23 protein-coding genes are annotated in these 20,740 nt (G+C 61.7%); 9 read left to right on the top strand and 14 right to left on the bottom strand.

Annotated features, from left to right (window positions below):
- Positions 1-104 precede the first annotated feature (104 nt).
- Entirely contained in the window at positions 105-1,046 is a 942-nt protein-coding gene (locus KKO72_RS03850) for an HDOD domain-containing protein (protein ID WP_214935639.1), read from the top strand.
- Positions 1,047-1,087: 41 nt separating this feature from the next.
- Here KKO72_RS03850 and KKO72_RS03845 read toward each other — a convergent pair whose 3' ends face one another.
- From KKO72_RS03845 to KKO72_RS03815, 7 genes are all read right to left on the bottom strand, one after another.
- Positions 1,088-2,059 (bottom strand): hypothetical protein, encoded by a 972-nt coding sequence (locus tag KKO72_RS03845; RefSeq protein WP_214935637.1) that lies wholly within the window; start codon positions 2,057-2,059, stop codon positions 1,088-1,090.
- A gap of 10 nt (positions 2,060-2,069) precedes the next feature.
- Complete coding sequence (locus KKO72_RS03840; protein ID WP_371736811.1) at positions 2,070-3,464, bottom strand: VWA-like domain-containing protein; 1,395 nt, start codon at positions 3,462-3,464, stop codon at positions 2,070-2,072.
- On the bottom strand, positions 3,457-4,551 hold the full coding sequence (locus KKO72_RS03835) for an AAA family ATPase (RefSeq protein WP_251140433.1): 1,095 nt from the start codon (positions 4,549-4,551) through the stop codon (positions 3,457-3,459). The genes KKO72_RS03840 and KKO72_RS03835 overlap by 8 nt, the downstream gene beginning before the upstream one ends.
- 44 nt (positions 4,552-4,595) lie before the next feature.
- A complete protein-coding gene (locus KKO72_RS03830; RefSeq protein WP_214935633.1) occupies positions 4,596-5,603 on the bottom strand; it encodes a hypothetical protein in 1,008 nt (335 codons plus the stop codon).
- Between the two features lie 100 nt (positions 5,604-5,703).
- Positions 5,704-6,723, bottom strand: coding sequence for an Ldh family oxidoreductase (locus KKO72_RS03825; RefSeq protein ID WP_214935631.1), 1,020 nt, complete (start codon positions 6,721-6,723; stop codon positions 5,704-5,706).
- Between the two features lie 68 nt (positions 6,724-6,791).
- On the bottom strand, positions 6,792-7,511 hold the full coding sequence (locus KKO72_RS03820; protein ID WP_214935629.1) for a YafY family protein: 720 nt from the start codon (positions 7,509-7,511) through the stop codon (positions 6,792-6,794).
- A 99-nt stretch (positions 7,512-7,610) separates the two neighbouring features.
- Entirely contained in the window at positions 7,611-7,988 is a 378-nt protein-coding gene (locus KKO72_RS03815) for a VOC family protein (RefSeq protein WP_214935627.1), read from the bottom strand.
- Between the two features lie 105 nt (positions 7,989-8,093).
- Between KKO72_RS03815 and KKO72_RS03810 the strand changes: the two genes are divergently transcribed.
- Positions 8,094-8,534, top strand: coding sequence for a thioesterase family protein (locus tag KKO72_RS03810; protein WP_214935625.1), 441 nt, complete (start codon positions 8,094-8,096; stop codon positions 8,532-8,534).
- Here the strand turns inward: KKO72_RS03810 and KKO72_RS03805 are convergent.
- Positions 8,524-9,015 (bottom strand): hypothetical protein, encoded by a 492-nt coding sequence (locus tag KKO72_RS03805; protein ID WP_214935623.1) that lies wholly within the window; start codon positions 9,013-9,015, stop codon positions 8,524-8,526. The genes KKO72_RS03810 and KKO72_RS03805 overlap by 11 nt on opposite strands.
- A gap of 48 nt (positions 9,016-9,063) precedes the next feature.
- Positions 9,064-9,693, bottom strand: a complete 630-nt coding sequence (locus KKO72_RS03800; RefSeq protein ID WP_214935621.1) for a protein phosphatase CheZ — start codon at positions 9,691-9,693, stop codon at positions 9,064-9,066.
- A 232-nt stretch (positions 9,694-9,925) separates the two neighbouring features.
- Here KKO72_RS03800 and rpoH point away from each other — a divergent pair, with 232 nt between their 5' ends.
- On the top strand, positions 9,926-10,867 hold the full coding sequence (rpoH, locus tag KKO72_RS03795) for an RNA polymerase sigma factor RpoH (protein ID WP_214935619.1): 942 nt from the start codon (positions 9,926-9,928) through the stop codon (positions 10,865-10,867).
- A 100-nt stretch (positions 10,868-10,967) separates the two neighbouring features.
- Complete coding sequence (locus tag KKO72_RS03790) at positions 10,968-11,957, top strand: tripartite tricarboxylate transporter substrate binding protein (protein ID WP_214935617.1); 990 nt, start codon at positions 10,968-10,970, stop codon at positions 11,955-11,957.
- Positions 11,958-12,048: 91 nt separating this feature from the next.
- Here the strand turns inward: KKO72_RS03790 and KKO72_RS03785 are convergent, their stop codons facing one another.
- Together KKO72_RS03785 and KKO72_RS03780 are read right to left on the bottom strand one after the other, a co-directional pair.
- The gene (locus tag KKO72_RS03785) at positions 12,049-12,660 is read right to left on the bottom strand and encodes an SCO family protein (RefSeq protein WP_214935615.1); all 612 of its coding nucleotides are present in this window, start codon (positions 12,658-12,660) and stop codon (positions 12,049-12,051) included.
- Positions 12,661-12,826: 166 nt separating this feature from the next.
- Complete coding sequence (locus KKO72_RS03780; RefSeq protein WP_214935613.1) at positions 12,827-13,711, bottom strand: biotin synthase; 885 nt, start codon at positions 13,709-13,711, stop codon at positions 12,827-12,829.
- A gap of 36 nt (positions 13,712-13,747) precedes the next feature.
- On the opposite strand from KKO72_RS03780, the gene KKO72_RS03775 reads away from it, so the two are divergent.
- From KKO72_RS03775 to KKO72_RS03755, 5 genes are all read left to right on the top strand, one after another.
- Positions 13,748-14,461, top strand: coding sequence for a ComF family protein (locus KKO72_RS03775; RefSeq protein WP_214935611.1), 714 nt, complete (start codon positions 13,748-13,750; stop codon positions 14,459-14,461).
- A gap of 125 nt (positions 14,462-14,586) precedes the next feature.
- A complete protein-coding gene (locus tag KKO72_RS03770) occupies positions 14,587-15,258 on the top strand; it encodes a class I SAM-dependent methyltransferase (RefSeq protein WP_214935609.1) in 672 nt (223 codons plus the stop codon).
- A 51-nt stretch (positions 15,259-15,309) separates the two neighbouring features.
- Positions 15,310-15,786: a cupin domain-containing protein gene (locus KKO72_RS03765; protein ID WP_214935607.1), complete on the top strand. Its 477-nt coding sequence runs from the start codon at positions 15,310-15,312 to the stop codon at positions 15,784-15,786.
- Between the two features lie 296 nt (positions 15,787-16,082).
- Positions 16,083-17,360: a RelA/SpoT domain-containing protein gene (locus tag KKO72_RS03760; RefSeq protein WP_214935605.1), complete on the top strand. Its 1,278-nt coding sequence runs from the start codon at positions 16,083-16,085 to the stop codon at positions 17,358-17,360.
- Between the two features lie 196 nt (positions 17,361-17,556).
- The gene (locus KKO72_RS03755) at positions 17,557-18,027 is read left to right on the top strand and encodes a tRNA (cytidine(34)-2'-O)-methyltransferase (RefSeq protein WP_214935603.1); all 471 of its coding nucleotides are present in this window, start codon (positions 17,557-17,559) and stop codon (positions 18,025-18,027) included.
- 45 nt (positions 18,028-18,072) lie between these two features.
- Here the strand turns inward: KKO72_RS03755 and KKO72_RS03750 are convergent, their stop codons facing one another.
- Genes KKO72_RS03750 through argJ form a run of 3 tightly spaced genes read right to left on the bottom strand, consistent with a single transcriptional unit; the run spans position 18,073 to position 20,662 of the window.
- Positions 18,073-18,546, bottom strand: a complete 474-nt coding sequence (locus KKO72_RS03750; protein WP_214935601.1) for an NUDIX domain-containing protein — start codon at positions 18,544-18,546, stop codon at positions 18,073-18,075.
- Positions 18,543-19,436 carry an ATP-binding protein gene (locus KKO72_RS03745; protein ID WP_214935599.1) on the bottom strand — a complete coding sequence of 298 codons (894 nt, stop codon included), beginning with the start codon at positions 19,434-19,436 and terminating at the stop codon, positions 18,543-18,545. The genes KKO72_RS03750 and KKO72_RS03745 overlap by 4 nt, the downstream gene beginning before the upstream one ends.
- Positions 19,433-20,662 (bottom strand): bifunctional glutamate N-acetyltransferase/amino-acid acetyltransferase ArgJ, encoded by a 1,230-nt coding sequence (argJ, locus tag KKO72_RS03740; protein WP_214935597.1) that lies wholly within the window; start codon positions 20,660-20,662, stop codon positions 19,433-19,435. Before argJ ends, KKO72_RS03745 begins: the two co-directional genes overlap by 4 nt.
- Positions 20,663-20,740 lie beyond the last annotated feature (78 nt).

The following is a 20,740-nucleotide window of genomic DNA, read 5'->3' as shown; positions in this document are numbered from 1 at the left end:
ATTCCGACACCAGCTGCCGATAAAAAATATAGCAATGACCCCAATGCTTGACTGGCTTGGTGCCTAAGCAGATACTCCCGCCCACCCATTACACGGAAACTCCGATGACAGATCAGAAAGAGCAGCCTGGCGCGTTGGAGGCTGTACCGGTTGTACCAACGCCACAACCCGTGAACTTTCTCAAGGTGCCTTGGCCCCACATTGGCGCCTGGACCCACTATTTCCTGCACGCGGACATCCCGGTGCTGGCCGCCACTGCGCTGGCACTCGAAGAGTTGCGCGCCATCGAGGACGAGGTGGACGCCAACATGCTCACCCCGGTGATTCAGGTCGACCCGCTCATGACACTCAAGGTGCTGTCGTATGCAGCCAGCCTGCGCAAACCCAGCCAGGCCACCGAAACCGAGTCGATCACCACCTCGCTGGTGCTGATGGGCATCTCCCCTTTCTTTCGCCAGTTTGGCCCGCAGCGCACGGTCGAAGACTGGCTGACCGATCAACCCGAGGCCAAAGAAGGCTTGCAGAAACTGCTACGAAGAGCAGAGCGTGCGGGCCAGTTCGCACTTGGCTTTGCAGTGCATCGGGGTGACACCGACGCGACCATCATCCACCAGGCGGCGTTCCTGCATGACTTTGCCGAGATGCTGATCTGGCTACACGCCCCCGAGCTGGCGATCAAAATCCGCGACGCCCAGGCTGCCGACGCCACACTACGCTCGCGCGCCATACAGCGCGAGGTGCTGGGCGTCGAACTCACCGATTTGCGCCAAGCCTTGATGAAACTGTGGCGCCTGCCCGAGTTGCTGATCAGCATCAGCGACGACCGCCATGCCGAACGCAGCAACGTGCAATGTGTGGTGTTGGCGGTGCGCCTGGCGCGCCACACCGCCCTGGGCTGGGACAACGCCGCGATACCCGATGACATCGACGACATTGCCAGATTGCTCAACACCACCCCACGCGTCGCCCGCCTGTTCTTGAACAAGATCGACCACCCGATCCTGGAAGCAGCCTCGCTGACGGACCAGCCACCCAGCCCGACCTGAACGGTCTGCAAAGACCAGAACACAGGGCAACGCGGGCCGGATCAGTCCGGTTTGGGCCCACCGTCCGGTTCACGCTGGCGCCACCAGCTGCTGGCATTGCTTTGGCGCGGCCAGGGCGGGATCTCGAAGCGCGGCAGATCCTGCGTCATGAAACTGATGGCAATCAACACCGTGGGCAGCTGGTAGACCACCGTCCAAAGCCCCGGAATGTCGTCAATCGCCAGCCGCGGCATGGCCAGCACGGTGATCAGGATGCAGATGGGTGTCAGCAGCGGGATGGCACGGCGCCACACCACCCGCCAGCGCGCCAGCCAATGCACGTCATGAAACTCCGCAGGTGGCGCCGCCAGCGTCTGCGCCAGATGGGTGGCCACACGATCCAGCGCGGCCTCGGCGCGGCGGGTGCGCTGGTCGGGTGTGCCGCGCAGGCGGAACTTGCCGCTCCAACCCTCGCGCGTGGCGCTCAGCGGCGACCAGGCCCAGCCCAGCACCGCCAGCAGGTCCTGCGGGATGTCCAGCACCTGGCCCGGCGGTGCGCTCAGCAGCACATCGGCAGAGACACTTCGCACCGGTGACACCGTCATCATCAGGCTCAGGTCACCCACCTGCACCACAGCGCTGCTGAGCACCGGCGCTTGTGCCTCTGACTGCAAGGCATAGTGCCGCGCGATGGCAAAACCCTCCCCCAGCGCAAAGTGTTGCCCAACAGGCACCGCATCCACCCGCTGCAACAGCTGTGCGGGATCGGCGACGCTGGCCGTCAGGCGGGCCTGCAGGCCACTGGCCAGCACCAGGGTGCGGGTCAGGCGGTAGCTGCTCTGGCCAACTTTTTCAAGCGCCAGCAACTCACGTAGACCGGGCAACCCAGGGGCGTCGGCGGCGTGGTCCCTTGGCTTGAACACCACCCGACGCTGGATGCGGTCGCAGGCGGGCAAATCCACCTGTCGGCCACTGCGGCTGAACGGCGCCACCAGCGCCAGGATGTCATGGTGGGTCAGGGGGGTGGCGGTCATGGCTCGGACCTCAGCTCAGCACCAATTTGCGACCAAAGGGGGGCGCCATCAACGCTGCCATTTGCGGCACCGCCCAGAGCACCGGGCAACGTGGACGATGGCGCGCCGGGCCGTCCAGGTCGGTCAACACCACAATGATGTCGGGCACATGGCGCTCGGCTTCTTCGAGCAGCGGGGTGAAATCGGTGCCGCCACCACCCTTGAATTCGCGCTGATCCAGCGTGAAGCGGCCGGGTGCAAAACGCAGCACCTGGCGCACACGGTCATCCCCCACCACCAGCGTCACACCTGTGGCCAGGCGCCGGGTGATGGCGCCGATCTCGCGGCCAAAACGCTGCAGCAAGTCGTCGTTTATCGAGCCCGACACATCCACCACCAGCACCAGACGCGGCACCGCCCGGCCTGGGCTGGTGCCCGGCTCGAACGGCATACGGTGATGCGGACCACTGCGCCCCTGGTTGGCCAGGTAAGAGCGCGAGGGGCGCGACCAGGACAACTCCGGCTCATGCGAGAGGCTGCGCGCCAGCTGGGTGCGCAAGACCTGCTCCCACGGTGTGCGGGATTTGGGCAGGTCTGCCATCAGGCTGCGCAACATCGAGTGGGCACCGTCACCCGCATGGGCGCGGGTGAGACGCTCGCACCACTCGCGCGCCAGCTCGGCCTGGGATTCGGGCGAACCCTGGGTCTGTTCACTGGGCACCAGATCACGCTGTGTGGGGTGGCCCAGGGCTCGGGCACGGACCGCGCGCTGGCCATCTGCGGTTTGGGATGATCCACTGGCCGCCGCCGTCTGACCTGCGGCGCTGGGCTGATGGTTCGCCTGGCCCTGCTTGCTTGGCTGGTGGGCGGCAGCGCTGCTGCGGCTCTGAACCTTGCCTTTGTCTGGCGGAGCGCCACGGTCATCCACCGCGCGGTAGAGGGTTTCCACATCCCATTGCAGCAAGGCTTGGTCAACCGGCAGGTCCAGCTGCAGCGCGGTTTTGAGCAGCTTGTCCAGATACACCGCGTCCTGTGGCAGCTGCAGCCAGCTCAGGTGGCTCAGGGCGCTGTTGACAATGGCATCGGCGCAGAGGTTAAACAGCGCCAGGTCCACATCACCCAGTAGCTGTTGGAGCGCCAGGTAACGCTGCGGATGCCGTAGCGCGATGTGCAGCACCTCGTGCGCGACGTGGCCGACCTGCTCGGGCAGGGGTAGCGCCTCAAAGCGTTCGCTATAAAAAATGGTGCAACCATCCGTTAACAATAAAGGGCCAGATGCCCAAAAGGCTTGTGACTCCGAGACATTCTGGTGTTTGACCCAGAGCGCCAGCCCACCGGTGGACGGCGCAAACTCCACCATGCGCGCTACCGCACGCGTGCCACGGTGGCGGTAGAGCGCCTCCGGTTCGGGCAAGTCGTCAGCCACGCGCTGCCTCTTTGGCACGCCGCTCGGTGTAGCGGGCATACACCGGGCTGTCGAGGATGGCCGCCTCCAGCCCACTCTCCAAGGCGCGTTGCATCAGCAGCTCCATCGCCAGCGTCTGGCCTTCCACGATAGGCAAGGCCGTGCTGCTGCGGATGTCGGCAAACTGCTCGATGATCTCCAGCGCGCGGCTCACGGTACTTTCTTCGCGACAGGCCGCCAGCAGGCCATAGATGGTGCCGTACAGCCCGTCCAGCGTTTTGGGCAACAGAGCCACCGTCTCGGCGCCGCGTTTGGCCGCCAGCAGGCGCACCACATCCACCGCAGCCTGGATTTCACGCAGCACCCCAAAAAACTCGGCGGCGTTGGCGGCGCCAATACGACCCTGCACCAAGATCCGCTTGGTGGCTTCCGACAAACCTGACTTGAGCACATTCGAGATGTCTTCCCAGCCGCGTGGGCTGGCACCAATCAGGTGGTCGTTGGCCAGTTGCGCCTGGGTGTCGTCAAGCTTGTCGGGCCGCACCCGCAAATATGCTATCACCTCGGGCGCAAAGTCCTGTGACAAGGCGTGAGCCAGGAAAGCGTCGATCACCGTTTGCACATTGAAGTGGAACATGCGGTCGGCCAGCGCGGTGCCCATGTCGTTGCTGACCGCATCGTGAAAGCTGGCGTTGCCCGCCGCAATCACCTGCCAGCCATCGGGCAGCACATAGTTGCCCACACGCCGGTCCAGGATCAGCGAGTAGGCCGACACCTGCAGCCGTTTATCGGCAGCGGTGAGTTCGTCCAGAAACAAAATGCCCGCCGGGTCGGACGGGGACGGCAGAAACTCGGGCGGAAACCACACGGTTTTGGCCAGTGCATCGTCAGCATAAATCGCACCACGGATGTCCACCGGCTCGATGGTGGTCAGGCGCAAGTCCACCAGCGGCACCTTGAAATGCTCGGCCACCTGACGCACGATGGACGACTTGCCGACACCCCGTGTGCCCCACAACATGGTGGCGCGGCGGCGCAGGGTCGCGTCCGCGTACTGCTCGATCAGCGCGGCCTTGGCCGCAGCGATGGAGACTGGTGGGATGTTCATGGGGTTGCCAAGCATGGGTTGACCTTGTTCTTGTTCGAGGATTCTCAGGGCGCACCACCGGGCACGGTGGTCGCGGACGTGGTTGGGTGCGTGCTGTTGACCAGCGTGTCAACAGGTGGTGTGGCCCACCAGCTGGCCGCAGTCAGGCGACGCGGTGGGCGGGGCAACTCAAAACTGGGCATCTCGCGCAGGCAAAATCCCCATAACAGCAACAGCGGCGGCGCGTTGAAGATCAGCATCCAGTAGACCGAGTTCTGCGCAATACCGAGGTAAGGCACGGCCAGTGAACCCAGCACCAGGGCCAGCAGAATCAACAGCGGCACAGCACGTCGGGCAGCCACCCGCCAGCGTGCGCCAGCCTGTTGCTGGTGGAACAAGGACGGCGGCTGGGCCAGGGTCTGCGCCACATGCCGGGCCGCCAACTCCAGCTGGTTCACAGCCAGATGGCTACGCTCAGAATCGGGGCCAGGCAAACGCAAGCTGCTGCGCCAGTTCTTGGGGTGGGGCGTCAGGGGCGCCCAGTGGCGGCCCAGCACCTGCAGCAGGTCGTCGGGCAAGTCAATGGCTGCGTTGGCGGTGAGTTCCAGCTCGGCCGGGTAACCCTTCACTGCGGGCATCTTGAGCCGCAGGCTCAGGCCCTGTACCTGTACTTCGGCACTGCTGAGCTGCAGGGTGTTGGTCGGCAACATCAGCCGATGGTTACAGGCCATGCACCAGCCATCGCCCGAGCGAAACAAGGGCTCGGGGTCCACCGCCTGCAGCCCAGCGAGCAGGCTATCCACATCGGCCCCTTCGGTCTGCAGGGTGGCCTGTAAACCCGCAGGATGGACCACGATGCGCCGCAGCACAAAGCGGGTCTCACTTGGGCAGTCCAACTCCAGCCGGTCCGTCAGCGCCGGGGCGGTGGCAGCGAGGTTTGGGCAGGTCTCGGGCTTGAACACCAGGCAACGCTTGACGCGGTCACTGCCCGCCATATCCAGCCGACGACCGCTGCGGGTGAACGGCTCGATCAGCCCCAGGATCTCGTGGTGGGTCAGCGGTTGGTTGGCCATGCTCCGCTCAACAGGAGACTCCGGCACCCGAGGTGCCAAACCGTCGCCAACTCATCCACAACACAGCAGAAAAAAGCATCGGCAAATTATGCCCGTGCCTCTAGATAACCACACCCACCTCGGCGAGTTGGGCCACGATGTCCGTATGCAGTGGCACACCCTGGACCAGGTTGGTGTCACGACTGGCCCAGCCACGTTCACCTGGCCAGGTGAACGGTGCAGCGACCTCACCCAGATGACCCAAATAGTCGGCCACACGCCGGGTCAGAACCTCCAGGCCACCAAAAGCCTCAGGGTTGAGGGCGATGAACAGCTTGCTGGCATCCGGGTCGATGCCGCTGCGGTCACCGGCAGAAATTTCGTTGCCAAAGGCGCCACCGCCAAGGGCAGCGGTCAGCAGCTCCATCACCAGCGCCAGCCCGGCACCTTTGTGACCACCAAAGGGCAACACCGCCCCCGCCAGAATCGCCTTGGCGTCGGTGCTGGGTTGCCCTTGCGCATCCAGGCCCCAGCCTGGGGGGATGGCCTGGCCCTCACGCAGGCTGGTGCCCACCTTGCCCACCGCCGCCTGGCTCATGGCCATGTCCAGCACCAGCGGCGCATCAGCATCGGCCCTCGGGATGGCCACCGCCAACGGGTTGTTGCCCAGCACCCGGCTGGTGGCACCCCAGCCCGCCATGGTCGGCATCGCGTTGGTGGTACACAGGCCCACAAAACCCTGGCACGCTGCGCGGCTGGAGTAGGCATGGGCCCGACCCCAGTGGGTGGTGCGCACCGCCAGACAGGCGCCGATGCCAAACTGGCGTGCGCGGTTGACCGCATCGTCCATGGCGCGGCAGGCGGCACTGCGACCCGGGCCGTTGTCGGCATCAAGCATGCTGGTGGCAGCAAATTGCCGCGTGAATTGGATATTGGGTTGTGCCTTGACTCGGCCATCCCTCAAAGCGGCCAGCAGTCCCGGCAACATCCGCACCCCGTGCGACGGCACCCCCAGCAGGTCGGACTCAACCAAAATCTTTGCCTCAAGCTCGGCCAGATCGTTGGGTACACCGGCAGCTGTGAGGGCGTTGGTGATCTTCTGGCAGAGCACGGGAAAGCTTATACGGGGGGCGGCGTTCATGTCGGGTATCTCAGAGAGGTAAAGCGGGCATTTTCAGGCATGGTGCGCCGTACGCAATACCGTCAGCGTCAGGCTGTGCCATCCAGCTTGTCTTGTGTACCGGCGGGTGCAGCGGCCCGCAGGTAATCGGCCAGCCTTTTGCCCGCTTCGTCCTGGAACTGCCCGGCCTTGCCGTCGAGCACCTGCAGATGGCTCATGCGGTCCAGGCGAAAGCTGCGAAACCCGTGGCGGTGCTCGCACCACGCCGCCAGTGTCCAGACCTTGCCCCAGTAAAAACAGCCCAGCGGGCGCAAGATGCGCTGTGTGATCTGATCGGTGGCGTCGCGGTAGTCAACCTGCACCTTGTGGCGTGTTTGTGTCGCTTCTCGCAGTGTTTGCAGGGTGATCTGCACTGACGGCTCCAGCCCAACAGGTGGCGCATAAACGGCCATACTTTGCGCAGCCGCCCGGGCCGCTGCGGGTAGCACCGACAGAATTTTCCCCAAAGCCACTTGAGAAGCCTGCGCAAGCGCCGGGTCTTGCCAGACCTGGGCCATGCGCACCGAGGCCACCAGGGCACGCGCTTCGTCCAGCGTGAACATCAGCGGTGGCAGATCAAAGCCCTGACCCAGCCGGTAACCCACACCGGCCTCACCTTCGATGGGCACACCCTGGTGCTGCAGGTCGGCCACGTCGCGGTACACGGTGCGGACCGACACCTCCAGCCGTTGCGCCAGATAGGCCGCCGTGCTGAGCCGCCGCCCACGAATGAGTTGAACGATCTGAAACAGGCGGTCGGCACGGCGCATAGCGGTTGAACGTTTGAGATACTTTTTGTGCTCTGGCCCTCATGATACATGGTCAGATAGCTCTTAAAAATGCAGCAACATCAGGCCGCAGTGTGTTTGTCAGGCCAGGGCATGCAATCCCACCCGGTTGCCATCCAGATCCGTGATGTGCGCAAAAAAGCCCATGCCAGGCGGCAAGGCCTGGCGCGGCAGCACCACCTGGCCACCCGCTGCCACCACACGCGCCAAAGCGGCATCCAGCGCAGGTGAAGCATCCAGATACACCAGGGTGCCACCATTGGCCAACGCTGGCGCACTGGGCCCCATCATCAAGGCCCCACCGACACCACCACCCGCGTTGTCGTATTCAAAAACGGCGCCCTGTGACGGCCCCATGGCCTCACGGCGCATCGGGCGACCCAGGACAGCCTCGTAAAAAGTCTGGGCCTGATCAAGTTGAACCGTGGGGATTTCGAACCAGCTGATGGCGTTTTTCATGGCGTACTCTTTTGAAGTTGAAGAAGCCCTGATGATGCGAGGGGGCTGCTGACAACGTGGTGTCAGTGGTCAAATCAACAACTCAACCAACTTTGAGGTCGCACCATGGCACGTATCCACATCCAGCTTCCTGAACAGTTCGCGTTTGCCACGGAGATCACGCTCTACCAGAGCCACATGAACTACGGCGGCCATCTGGACAACGCCCTGCTGCTCACCCTGGTGTCAGAGACGCGTGTGCGGTTTTTCAAAGCCCTGGGTTACACCGAGCTGGATGTGGAAGGTGTCGGCATCCTGGTGGCCGATGCGGCGGTGCAGTACCGCTCCGAAGCGTTTTATGGCGAGGTCATGGTGGTGCAGATGACCGCGACCGACCTAGGCTCCAAGGGTTGTGACCTGGTGTGGTGCATGCGGGAACACAGCAGCCAACGCGAGGTGGCGCGTGGCAAAACCGGGATTGTGTTTTTTGACTACAGCCGCCGCCAGGTGGCGTCGGTGCCCACCGCCTTTTGTGACCGGCTGGCGGGCCTGTCGCTCAGGGAATGATGATGTCGCGGTCGCGTGCACATTCCGGTGGCTCGCCATAACCAGTGGAGCGCACCTGCAACTCTTGTGAGATCTCCACCTGGAACCACTGGCAGAAGTGGTTTTCGTAGCGGTAGCTCCAGACCTCACCGCGCGAGCGCCCCAGCCCCTGGATATGGCTGGCACGGCCCAGCATGTCACGCACCTCTTGCTGTGACAAGCCTGGGGTGATGCGGGCAAAATTTTCTTCGGTCAGCACCTGCTCGGTCTTGATCACCCGGCCATCGGGGCCCAGGTCCACAAACCAGGTGTGGTGCCCCATCGGACCCCGCGGAAACTCCAGCCGGGTGCCGCTGGCCAACTGTCGCTGCTTGTCAGGCGGCCCCATCTGGGCCACCAGCTGCGCCTGGGTCAGATCTTTGAGATTGGCTGGCGGTGCGTAGCCACTGCAGGCGCTCAGAAGGGACACACAGATCAGACTGAGGGCGGAAAAACGCAACATGGCAAATCCTCGGTAACGCAAAGTACAAATTGTGCCGACTGGCTTGGCTCAGAACCCCAGTGAGGCCAACAAGTCATCCACATCGGTTTGTTTGAGGGCGTTTTCTGCGGTTTGTGGGCCGTCCAGCTTGTGGGTGTCCACCGTGGCAGGCACCACGTGGGAAATTTCCTCGGCTGCAGCTTGGGGTGAACTGTCCACCAACAGGTGCACCAACTGCATCTCGGTGCGGTTGATGATGTCGATCACCTTCTTGATCACTTGGCCGGACAGATCCTGGAAATCCTGCGCCATCATGATGTCACTGAGCACCTCGGCCTGCCCCTTGGAAAAGCCGCCGGTTCGGTCGACAAACTTGCTGCAGACCACCAGCAGACCACGCGCCTTTTGCAGGGTCAACTCCTCTGAGCGGGCAAAGCGGGCCAGGGACGCACTCAGCTCCACGGCGCGGCCAGACAGATCGTCACAGGCAGGTTTGGCGGTTTCAACCAGCGTGAGCACCTTGTCGGCAGCAGCCTCGGTCATCTGGCCCACATACGCCAGACGATCCCGGGCATGCGGGATCTCTTCCACAATGTCATGCAAATGGTTACTGCCCAATAAGGTCAGTGCCTCGTGCATTTCCCTGGTAATGGCACCCAGTCTGGCGTAGGCCTCTTCTTTGCTTAACGGCGTAGGCATGGGAATGAATTCAACTGTTGAAGGCAGTATTAGACCTCAAGCCCAAGCGCCTCGGCACGTTCAGGCGGCCACAGCTGCAAATATCCTTGCCTTGGCGCAACACCTGGCGGGCCAAGCCGCCACCCGCACCAAGCGCCCATACCCCCAACCGTTTTGCGCAATTGAACTTTATTATTAGCACTCTCTCCAAGGGAGTGCTAATATTTGCATGTTCACCCATAGGAGTACTGGCATGACAACGCACACTGGCAACCCAAGCACCGCGCTGACCCTGGCTAACCCCTGGGCGCTGGTGCCTGCGCTAGGCAATCTGGATGCCTATATCTCTGCGGTCAACCGCATGCCCATGCTCACCCTGGAGGAAGAGCAGGCTTTTGCGCGCCAATACCGCATCAACAACGACCTGGAAGCCGCCGGAAAACTGGTGCTCTCGCACCTGCGCCTGGTGGTCTCCACCGCGCGCCAATACCTGGGCTACGGCCTGCCGCATGGCGATCTGATCCAGGAAGGCAATGTGGGCCTGATGAAGGCCGTCAAGCGTTTTGACCCCGACCAAGGCGTGCGTCTGGTGAGTTACGCGCTGCACTGGATCAAGGCTGAAATCCACGAATACATCCTGAAAAACTGGCGCATGGTCAAGGTGGCCACCACCAAGGCGCAGCGCAAGCTGTTTTTCAACCTGCGTTCGATGAAACAACGCTTTCGCAGCGAAGACGCGATGGCCGACCTCGACTCGCACCGCGACACCCTCAACGACAGCCAGATTGACGCCATGGCCACCGAGCTCAACGTCAAGCGTGAAGAAGTGATCGAGATGGAAGCGCGCCTGTCCGGCGGCGACGTGTTGCTCGACCCGAGCCCGTCCGACGACGGTGAAGACGCCTTTGGCCCGATCTCTTACCTGACCGACGCCGCCCACGAACCCACCGCGATGATCGAAGCCCACCACCGCGACGTGTTGGCCAGCGACGGCATCGCCCTGGCGCTCGACACCCTGGACGACCGCAGCCGCCACATCGTCGAAGAGCGCTGGCTCAAGGTCAACGACGACAACTCGGGCGGCATGACGCTGCACGACCTGGCCGCCGTCTACGGCGTCAGCGCCGAACGCATCCGCCAGATTGAAGTGGCGGCCATGAAAAAGATGAAAAAGGCGCTGGTTGAATTTGCCTGAACCAAGCCGCCAGCGCCTTTAGAGGCGCGCCGATAATCACCCCACCTGCCGCAAATACGCTGGCACGTGGGGTTTTTTCATGTCTGTACGGGGCTTTCAGATGACATCTTTCCAACGTCGCAACACTCTGCTTTTTGTAGCTATCAGCGCTTTATCTACCTGGGCCAGTGGGCAAAATGCCGCACCAACCCCGGCCTGGCCGACCAAAACTGTGCGCATCATTGTTGGTTTTCCGGGCGGCTCGTCCCCTGACCTGACCGCACGCACGCTGGCCGAGCCGCTGTCCAAGGCGCTGGGCCAGCCGGTGATTGTGGAAAACAAGGTCGGTGCGGGTGGCAACATCGGTGCCGACTATGTCGCCAAAGCCACCGACAACCACACACTGGGCCTGATGATCAACGGCAACATGACCACCGCCAAGCTGCTCAACCCCAAGCTGGCTTATGACCCCTTGAAAGACCTGCAGCCGGTGTCGCTGGTGGGCGTGTCACCGCTGGTGTTGACCGCGCCCTTGAACGCACCGGGCGCCACCGCGGCCGAGTTCTTCAATGCCGCCAAACAGGCCGGTGACAGCTGGAGTTACGGCTCGCCCGGTGTGGGCACCATCGGCCACATCGGCATGGAGCTGCTCAAGTCACGCACCGGCATGAAAGTCGTGCATGTGCCCTTCCCGGGTTACGCGCAGGTGGCCAGTGGGTTGGTGGGCGGGCTGCTGCAGCTCTCGATGCTGCCACCTGCCCAGGCCATCGCCCAGGTCAAGGGCGGCAAGTTGCGCGCGATTGGTGTCACATCGAGCGGGCGCAGCAGCCTGGCGCCCGATTACCCCAGCATGAGCGAGGCCGGTGTACCCAACTTCAACCTGGAGATTTGGAACGCTGTGGCCGCGCCCAAAAACCTGCCCGCACCCGTTGTGGCCAAACTGTCCAAACTGGTCAGCGAGATCAGCCGCAGCCCCGAAGTGCGGCAAAAACTGTTCCAGCAGGGCTGGCAGGTGGTGGGCTCGTCCCCCGAGGGTCTGGCCAACCGCATCCAGGCGGACACCGCCCTGTTTGGTGGTGTGATCAAGACGCTGGGGGTAAGCAGCGACTAAGTGGCGGCCAGCGGCAGTTTCGCTGATTACAAGCCTTTTGACCCTCTAGCCCTTATCCATCAAGGGCTGGTAGCTATCAACCCAAGAGCGCTCAAGCCGCCGGATGCAGCAGCAGGCGGATGTCGGCGGCGGTCAGCTCGGGCTGGGTGCCGTAACGTGTGAACAGGCGCAAGTTGCCCTGGGTGTCGTACACATAGCTGCCCGCCGTGTGGTCGATGGTGTAACTGGTGGGTGTGGGGCCGGGCACCTTTTTGTAATACACCTTGTAGTCCTTGGCCAAGGCAGCGGTTTTTTCGGGTGTGGTGTAGAGCGCCAGAAACGTCGGATCAAAGTTCTCCATGTAGGCTTTGAGCATCTCGGGCTGGTCACGCTCGGGGTCCACGGTGACAAACAGGCCCTGCAGCTTGTCGCCATCCGGCCCCAGCAGCTGCTTGATACGCACCATCTCCACCATCGAGGTCGGGCACACGTCCGGGCACTGGGTGTAACCAAAAAACACCATCACGATCTTGCCGCGAAAGTCTTTCAAACTGCGCAGCTGGCCGTTGTGGTCGGTCAGGGCAAAGTCTTTGGCGTAGTCGGCGCCGGTGATGTTGATCGCGGTGAACGCCGGGCCACTTTGGCCACATGCGGTCAAATGGGCTACAGCCCAGATACCTAAAGCGCCAGCAGCTATTCTTTGCAGAGCATGTCGTTTGTTCATGGGCTCCATCATAGCCAGCAGAGCGTCAGCGGATCAGCTGCGGATGTGTCCCCTCTCCCCCAGGGAGAGGGTTAGGGTGAGGGCGGTGTTTGGTTTTTTGCACCATCTGCAAGCCCCCTCACCCCTGCCCTCTCCCGCAAGGAGAGGGAGGAAAACCTCACCCGGCTTAAATACCCGGCGCAGGCCTGCCACGCGCCAGCGCTGCCCGCATGTCACTGAGTGAAATTTCGCTGTGCGCCGCCACCGACAGGCGTGGCTTGGGTTTAAACGCGTGGCCGTAGATCACCTCAAACGTGAGTTGTAAGGGCTGCTGCGCCAGCGCCTTGAGCAGTTGCTGGTGCCAGCCGCGCCCACGCAGCCCTGCAAACCGGGCCACATGCAGGTTGCGGCCCAGGCCGCGCAACTCTTGCAGCAGGCGCTCGGGCGTCTCAAAGGTGAGCGTGATGCGTTCGATGTCCATCACCGGTTCGGCAAACCCGGCGCCCACCAGCATGTCGCCCCAGTCGTGCATGTCGGTGAACTCGTGCGCGGGCGCCGGCCAGCCCAGCGTTTTGTAGAGGGTTTGCAACTCTTTGAGGGTGTCCGGCCCCAGACAGGAAAACATCAAAAAACCATCGACCTGCAACGCGGCGTGCCACTGTGCCATCAGCCCCTGCGGGTCAGCCGCCATGTGCAAAGCCATGTTGGACCACAACATCTGCGCGGGCTGATCCACCTGCGTGACCACCTGCGTTTTGGGTTGTAACCAGGCTTGGGGTTTCCAGCGCGATGGCAACAGCGCCTTGCCCGCCTGCTGAGCGGCTGCGCTGGAGCCCTCCAGCACGGTGCAGGTGGCTTTGGGGTAACGCTGCGTGATCAAGCTGTGCGCCTGCAGCCCCCCTTTGAGCGGCTGCCAGTGCACCCAGCTGCTCGGCTGCACCGTGATCCAATCGAGCCGCTCCTGCATACGCCGCGCCACCTCTTCATGCAACCAGGGCGACTCGGCCACAGGCAGGTTTTGCCAGCGTTGTGCGGCGCGGGGGTCAATGGTGGGGGGCTGTTGGTTGAGCATGGCAAAACGGGAAAGTCGGGGGAGTATATTGATTGAATGTTCAGCAAGCTGCTCACGGGGGCACTGCCCCGGCGCCTCAAACCGCCTGCGCTGCCCAGCCAGTGCCGGGTCTGCCACGCCTGGCCGTCGCAGCCGGTGTGTGAGGCCTGCGTGAGCCAGTTTGCCCAGCCACACACCCGTTGTACCAGCTGCGCCCTGCCCCTGCCTGCGGGTATGCGCCACTGCGGCGCCTGCCTGAAACACCCGCCACCGCTGGACAACTGCCTGGCCGCCGTGGCTTATGCCTACCCGTGGTCGACACTGGTGCAGGATTTCAAGTTCCACGCTCAACCGGGCCTGGTGCGCAGCTTTGCCTCCCTGCTACGCGCCGCGCCCTGGGTCGAACCCGCGCTGGACGAGGCGGATGTGCTGCTGCCGATGCCGCTATCCACCACCCGGCTCAAGGAGCGTGGTTACAACCAGGCCCTGCTGCTGGCCCGTGCGCTGGAGCCCACCAAAACCCGCGCCGACATCCTGCTGCGCATTCAGGACACCCCGGCACAACACACCCTCAAACGCAGCGAACGCCTGACCGTGCTGAACCACGCCTTTGCCGTGGAGCCGCTGCTGGCCCACAGCCTGCGTGGCCAACGTGTGGTGCTGGTGGACGATGTGATGACCACCGGCGCCTCGCTGTTCACCGCCGCGCGGGTACTCAAGGCGGCTGGGGCTGACAAGGTGACGGGCTTGGTGTTGGCGCGCACCGAGTGAGAGGTCCACATGTCACTTGTGTCCGGCTGTTTTCAGCGCTGTCGCTGTTGTGATGCCAGGGCGACAATGGCTCTGTCAGGGGGGCAAGTGGTTGCCTCTCCATCTCAAAGTGAAGGCAACACTGCATGTCCTCTTTTTCAGACCCCAAGGCCATTTCCGACTACGCACAAAACGCACTGCGGCGTGTTCCCGGCCTGCGTGACGTCCATCGCATGGCCGGCCTGCTGATGGCCGAGAGCACACCCGCCGATGGACGCGTGTTGGTCGTGGGAGCGGGTGGTGGTTTGGAACTCACCGCCTTTGCCGAGTCGTTTCCGGGTTGGGCGTTGGATGGTGTGGACCCCTCCGCCGACATGTTGGGCCTGGCCAAGACGGCGCTCGGGCCACTGGCTTCGCGCGTTCAGTTGCACCAGGGTTATGTTGAAGTCGCACCCAAAGGGCCGTTTGATGCCGCGTCTTGCCTCTTGACACTGCACTTCACCACCGAAGCGGAGCGTTACCGCACACTGTGTGAAATCCATGCTCGGTTGAAACCAGGCGCGGTGTTTGTTGCCATGCACTACAGCATTCCTGACAGACCGGGCGAGCGTGACCTGTGGTTGTCCAGATGTGCGGCGTTTGCCGTCTCTTCTGGTGTTGATCCTGAGCAGGCCAAGACGGCAGCGGCGGCGATCAGCCAGCAGTTACCAATCCTGACACCGGACCAGGACGAGGCGCTCATGAAACAGGCCGGTTTTTCTGACATCAGCACCTTTTACCAAAGCCTGGCATTTCGCGGCTGGGTCGCACACGCCTGAGCCAAACAACACCTCACAAACCCCTCACACCAACCCTCCCACAGGCCCACCATGCAAAACCACCCACTTGCTCTTGTGGCACTCGAGACCGCACCACGCACCAAACCCTCCAACTACCCGGAACCGTTTCGCTCCATGGTCACTGGCCGCGTGAAACGCCCGCTGGGTGACCTGTTTGGCCTGAGCAACTTTGGCGTGAACATCACCACGCTGCCACCCGGCACCATCTCGGCGCTACGGCATGCCCACACCAAGCAGGATGAGTTTGTGTATGTGGTGTCAGGTTGCCTGGTGCTGCTCACCGATGAAGGACGCACAGAACTCAGCGCAGGCATGTGCGCCGGATTCAAAGCGGGCACAGGCAACGCCCACCAACTGCGCAACGAATCCACGGCGGATGCGGTCTACCTGGAGGTTGGCGACCGGACACCCGGTGACGAAGTGAGCTATCCCGACGACGATCTTGTGGCCCGTTCGGAAAATGGTGCTTGGGTCTTCTCTCACAAGGATGGGCGGGTGTATCCGTAGCGCCACAGGGTGGATTACATCGTTTGATATGGCGCAACTTCGTCTTACCCACCTTGCTATCCAATGGTCGATGGCTGGCTCTCGTAGCGAGCTGGGAAAGCTAGAGGGCTAGATCCATCCGACTTAGTCTGCGGTACTTGTCGTTCTTTTAATGATGTATCGAAACACCATGAATCAGCATCAAACAAGGCTGCCGATCATTTTCAGGAAGCTTTTGTGTCCAATTTGTGGCGCAGAGGCCAATTTATAGAGCGAGTCTTACTCTGGAACTCGCGTTAACCATCAGTCACACCACCATGCCACTTCCATCCAAAACAAAAATCGACAAGGCGGGGTTGGCGCTTGCCAAGGCCAAGTACAGAGATGAAGGCGAGTTCATCGAGCTTGAGGAAGTGTTCGATGAGTACAGAAAGGCTCATCTGCAGCCTTTGTCCGAGACAACTCTAGAACTTCAGAGCCTGCTTACGCACTATGGAGCACCGTACTACATCGCTCAAAGGCTGAAAAGAAAGCCCCAAATCGTGCGAAAGCTGAACCGCCTCAGCGTTAGGCTAACCCAGCTACAAGACATTGGAGGATGTCGAGTTATCGTCCAGAAGAATGCGGACGTAGATCGCCTTCACAAGTACCTTAAAGAAAAGGTCGGAGCGCAAAACGTCTTCACGATTGATCGATTCACAGACTACCGAGAACTCGGCAGAGATGACACCGGCTACAGAGCCTTGCACATTCTTTTGAAACGAGGCGGCGTTAATTTAGAACTTCAAATTCGTAGTCGCATTCAACACTATTGGTCCGAGAGCATCGAACGAACCTCTGTCATCTACGGATACCACCTCAAAGAAAGTGAAGGTGATCCGCAAGTCATCCGCTACTTCAAAAATCTTTCCGATGTTTTTTTCGAAATCGAAGCCGGTAGAGAACCTTCGATTGACATGCGCCTCCGAGTTGATGAGTTACGCGTTCCTTGTGAGCAGATCATTCAGCGATCTGATCGCCACAAGGTATTTGACAGCTTTGTTAACGAAGACATCATCCGTACACTCACAGAAAAGGAAGGCCGCAATCCGGCTGGCCTGAACAACTGGATTCTTGTCTTCGACTGGAATGCTGGCGCCTTTGTTAGCTGGGACATCGTTAGCCGCAACCCAAATGACGCAGTTGAAAGCTATATCGAGTACGAAAGGATGTTCCCTGTTGAATCTGGTTACGAAGTCGTATTGGTGGGATCTTCAGAAGTGGCAACTGTTCGACAAACCCACAGTCACTACTTTGGCATTGAGAGCTATCAGAACATCCTTGAAAGCCTTGACACATCAATCGTCGGATTCAGCAGGAAGATAGATATCGACGTAGGCGCGAGACAAATTCTCTCGACGCTTCAGAGACGAAGGTTCTGGGGAAAGAAGATCATTTCAGTAGAAACGCTGAAAAATCACTTTTGCAAAGGTGTTCTGACCTTTGAATCATCACTGAAATCTCTCATAGAACGGGACTTAGTTCAAAGCGCCGGTGTAAACGGTGGCGCTTCTCTGAACATTCGAAAGAAGTCAGAGATTGAACAGTACCTTTGACACACCGATCACCAGTCCTCGCATGTCAAATGTTCGCCGACAAACTGAAGCTCCCCGCAGCGGGTGGGCCATTGGGGTGCACCGATGTCGCAAAGCGAAGCGCGTCTGAGGTGCGCCCCAATGGCCCACCCGCTGCCACCCAGAACATAGGCGACATGAGGCCAAGCAAGGCCAATCCCCAGCGACAATCCACCCCATGTTTCACATTGTCCTGGTCGAACCCGAAATCCCGCCGAACACCGGCAACGTCATCCGCCTGGCGGCCAACACTGGATGCACGCTGCACCTGGTGGAGCCGCTGGGGTTTTCGATGGACGACAAACACATGCGCCGCGCCGGGCTGGATTACCACGAGTACGCCACGCTCAAGCGCCACGCCGACTGGGCCGCGTTTCTGGCCACCCAAAACCCGCCGCCTGAGCGCCTATTTGCGCTGACCACCCGCGCCAGCCGCAATGTGTTTGAGGTGGCCTTCCAGCCCGGGGACTATCTGGTGTTTGGCTCGGAAACCAAAGGTTTGAGCGAAGCCGTGCGCTTGGCCTTTACCCCCAGCACATCGATCAAGCTGCCGATGGTGCCAGGCCAGCGCAGCCTGAATTTATCGAACGCGGTGGCGGTGACGGTGTTTGAGGCTTGGCGGCAAAACGGTTTTACCAGCCTTTCTTAAGCCAAATCAGCCTCTAGCCCTTATACATCAAGGGCTGGTAGCTCTTTAATGCAGAGCACCCGTCCAACCAATGTCGGCGGCCAGCCATTGCAATACGGGAATCGTGCCGGGCAAGACCGGGCCCACTTTCACCGGAATCTGCTGCCAGGCAAAACTTTGCGCCTCGCGCATTTGTAACTCACCCGACCAGTCCAGCACCTTGCAAAAATGCAGGCGCACCAGGGCGTGCGGGTAGTCCACCAGCTCCTCGCGCCAGCGCACGATCTGGCCGGTGGTGATGCCCAGTTCTTCGTGTAACTCACGTGCCAGGGCTTGCTCCACGGTTTCACCGGCTTCGAGCTTGCCACCGGGGAATTCCCAGTAACCGGCGTAGACCTTGCCCTCTGGGCGGGAGGTCAGCAAAAAGTCGCCGTTGGGCTGGATCAGCACCCCCACGGCCACATCAACCACCTTGCGATCCGGGCCACCTTCTCGCGCCTCGTGTCCATCGGCCACCAATGGCTTGTGTGGCTGGCTCATGGCTGGGCGGCACCGGGCGCAGCCGACTGGCGACCAGCCAGGTCGCGGGCAAACTGGTAAGCGACACGGCCGCTGCGGGCGCCGCGCTCCAGCGCCCAGACCAGGGCCTCGGGCCGGGCGGCTTCGATCACGCTGGTGGCCACGCCAAAGGAGGTGAGCCACTGCGCCACGATGGCCAGGTACTCATCCTGATTGAAGGAGTAGAAGCTGACCCACAGGCCAAAACGCTCGGAGAGTGAGATTTTTTCTTCGACCACCTCACCCGGATGCACCTCGCCGTCTGGGGCGTGGGTGTAGGTGAGGTTGTCCTTCATGTGTTCGGGCAGCAGGTGGCGGCGGTTGCTGGTGGCGTAGATCAGCACATTGGGCGTGGTGGCGGCCACCGAGCCGTCCAGAATTGACTTGAGCGCCTTGTAGCCGGGTTCACCGTCTTCAAAACTCAGGTCGTCACAAAACACGATGAATTTTTCGGGCCGGTCTGACACCAGCTCAACGATGTCGGGCAGGTCCACCAGGTCAGCCTTGTCAACCTCAATGAGGCGCAGGCCCAGGTGGGCGTATTCGTTGAGGCAGGCGCGGATCAGGCTGGACTTGCCAGTGCCACGGGCGCCGGTGAGTAACACGTTGTTGGCCAGGTCACCCCGCACAAACTGCCAGGTGTTGCGCTGGATTTTTTCCTTTTGCGGCTCGATGGCTTTGAGGTCGGCCAGTTTCATGGCGCCAATGTGGCGCACCGGCTCCAGGCTGCTGCGCCCGGCGCTGCGTTTACGGTAACGAAAGGCGCTGGAGGCGGCCCAGTCCGGCTGCGCCAGGGGTTGGGGCAGCACCGCCTCGATGCGGGCCATCAGCTGCTCGGCACGGGCCAGCAGCTGGTCAAAACGGTCACTCATGAGCGGTAGTCGGCGTTGATGGTGACGTACTCGTGGCTCAGGTCACAGGTCCAGACGGTGTCGACCGCGCTGCCGCGGCCCAGCAGCACACGCACGGTGATCTCGCTTTGTTTCATGACACGCTGGCCGTCTTCTTCGCGGTAGGCCGGGTTGCGCCCGCCTTTGACGGCCACATGCACGTCGTCGAGGTACAGGTCGATGCCGGTCTGGTCCAGGTCGGTGATGCCGGAGTAACCCACGGCGGCCAGGATACGGCCCAGGTTCGGGTCGCTGGCAAAAAACGCGGTTTTGACCAGTGGCGAGTGCGCAATGGCGTAGGCCACCTGGCGGCACTCGGCCTGGGTCAAACCACCTTCAACCTTGATTGATATAAATTTAGTAGCACCCTCCCCATCTCGCACAATGGCTTGCGCCAGTTTTTGTGCCACACCGAGCATGACAGCTTTCAGCGCCTGGCCGGCCGGGCTGGTCAGTGAGTCGATCTGTGTATGCGCTGCCTTGTTGGTGGCGATCACCACAAAGGAGTCGTTGGTGGAGGTGTCGCCGTCGACGGTGACGCGGTTGAACGAGCCTTCGGCCAGCTCCAGCGCCAGTTGTTTCATCACGGCAGGGGCGACATTGGCGTCGGTGGCCATAAAACCCAGCATGGTGGCCATGTTCGGGCGGATCATGCCCGCACCCTTGCTGATGCCGGTGATGCTGACCGTCACGCCGTCAATGCTCACCTGCGCGCCAAAGGCCTTGGGGGCGGTGTCGGTGGTCATGATGGCTTGCGCGGCGTTGAGCCAGTTGTCAGCCTTAGCGTCTGCGATGGCGGCGTCCAGACCGGCTTCGATGCGATCCACCGGCAGGGTTTCCATGATCACCCCGGTGGAAAACGGTAGCACCTGCTGCGCGCTGATGCCCAGACGGCTTGCCAGTGCGGCGCAGCTTTGTTGGGCGCGGGCCAGGCCGTCGGCACCGGTGCCCGCATTGGCGTTGCCGGTGTTGATGACCATGGCGCGGATGCCCTGGCTACCGGCCAGGTGTTCGCGGCAGATCTGCACCGGTGCGGCGCAGAAGCGGTTTTGGGTGAACACGCCCGAGACCGAGGCACCCGCGTCGATTTGCACAACCGTCAAGTCCTTGCGGTTGGCTTTGCGGATACCGGCCTCGGTGATGCCGATGGTCACACCGGCGATGGGGAAAAGTTCAGCGGGATTCGGGGCGGGCAGGTTGACGGGCATGGTGGTCTTTCAAAACGTCAAAAACACTTTCGGGGGGCCAGATAAACAAAATCGGGCGCTGGGCCCGATTTTCATGCA

The sequence above is a fragment of the Rhodoferax sp. U11-2br genome (assembly GCF_018619435.1).
GTDB lineage: Bacteria > Pseudomonadota > Gammaproteobacteria > Burkholderiales > Burkholderiaceae_C > Rhodoferax.
The sequence above is the reverse complement of the archived record's forward strand: the minus strand, read 5'-3'. Positions and strand labels throughout refer to the sequence as shown.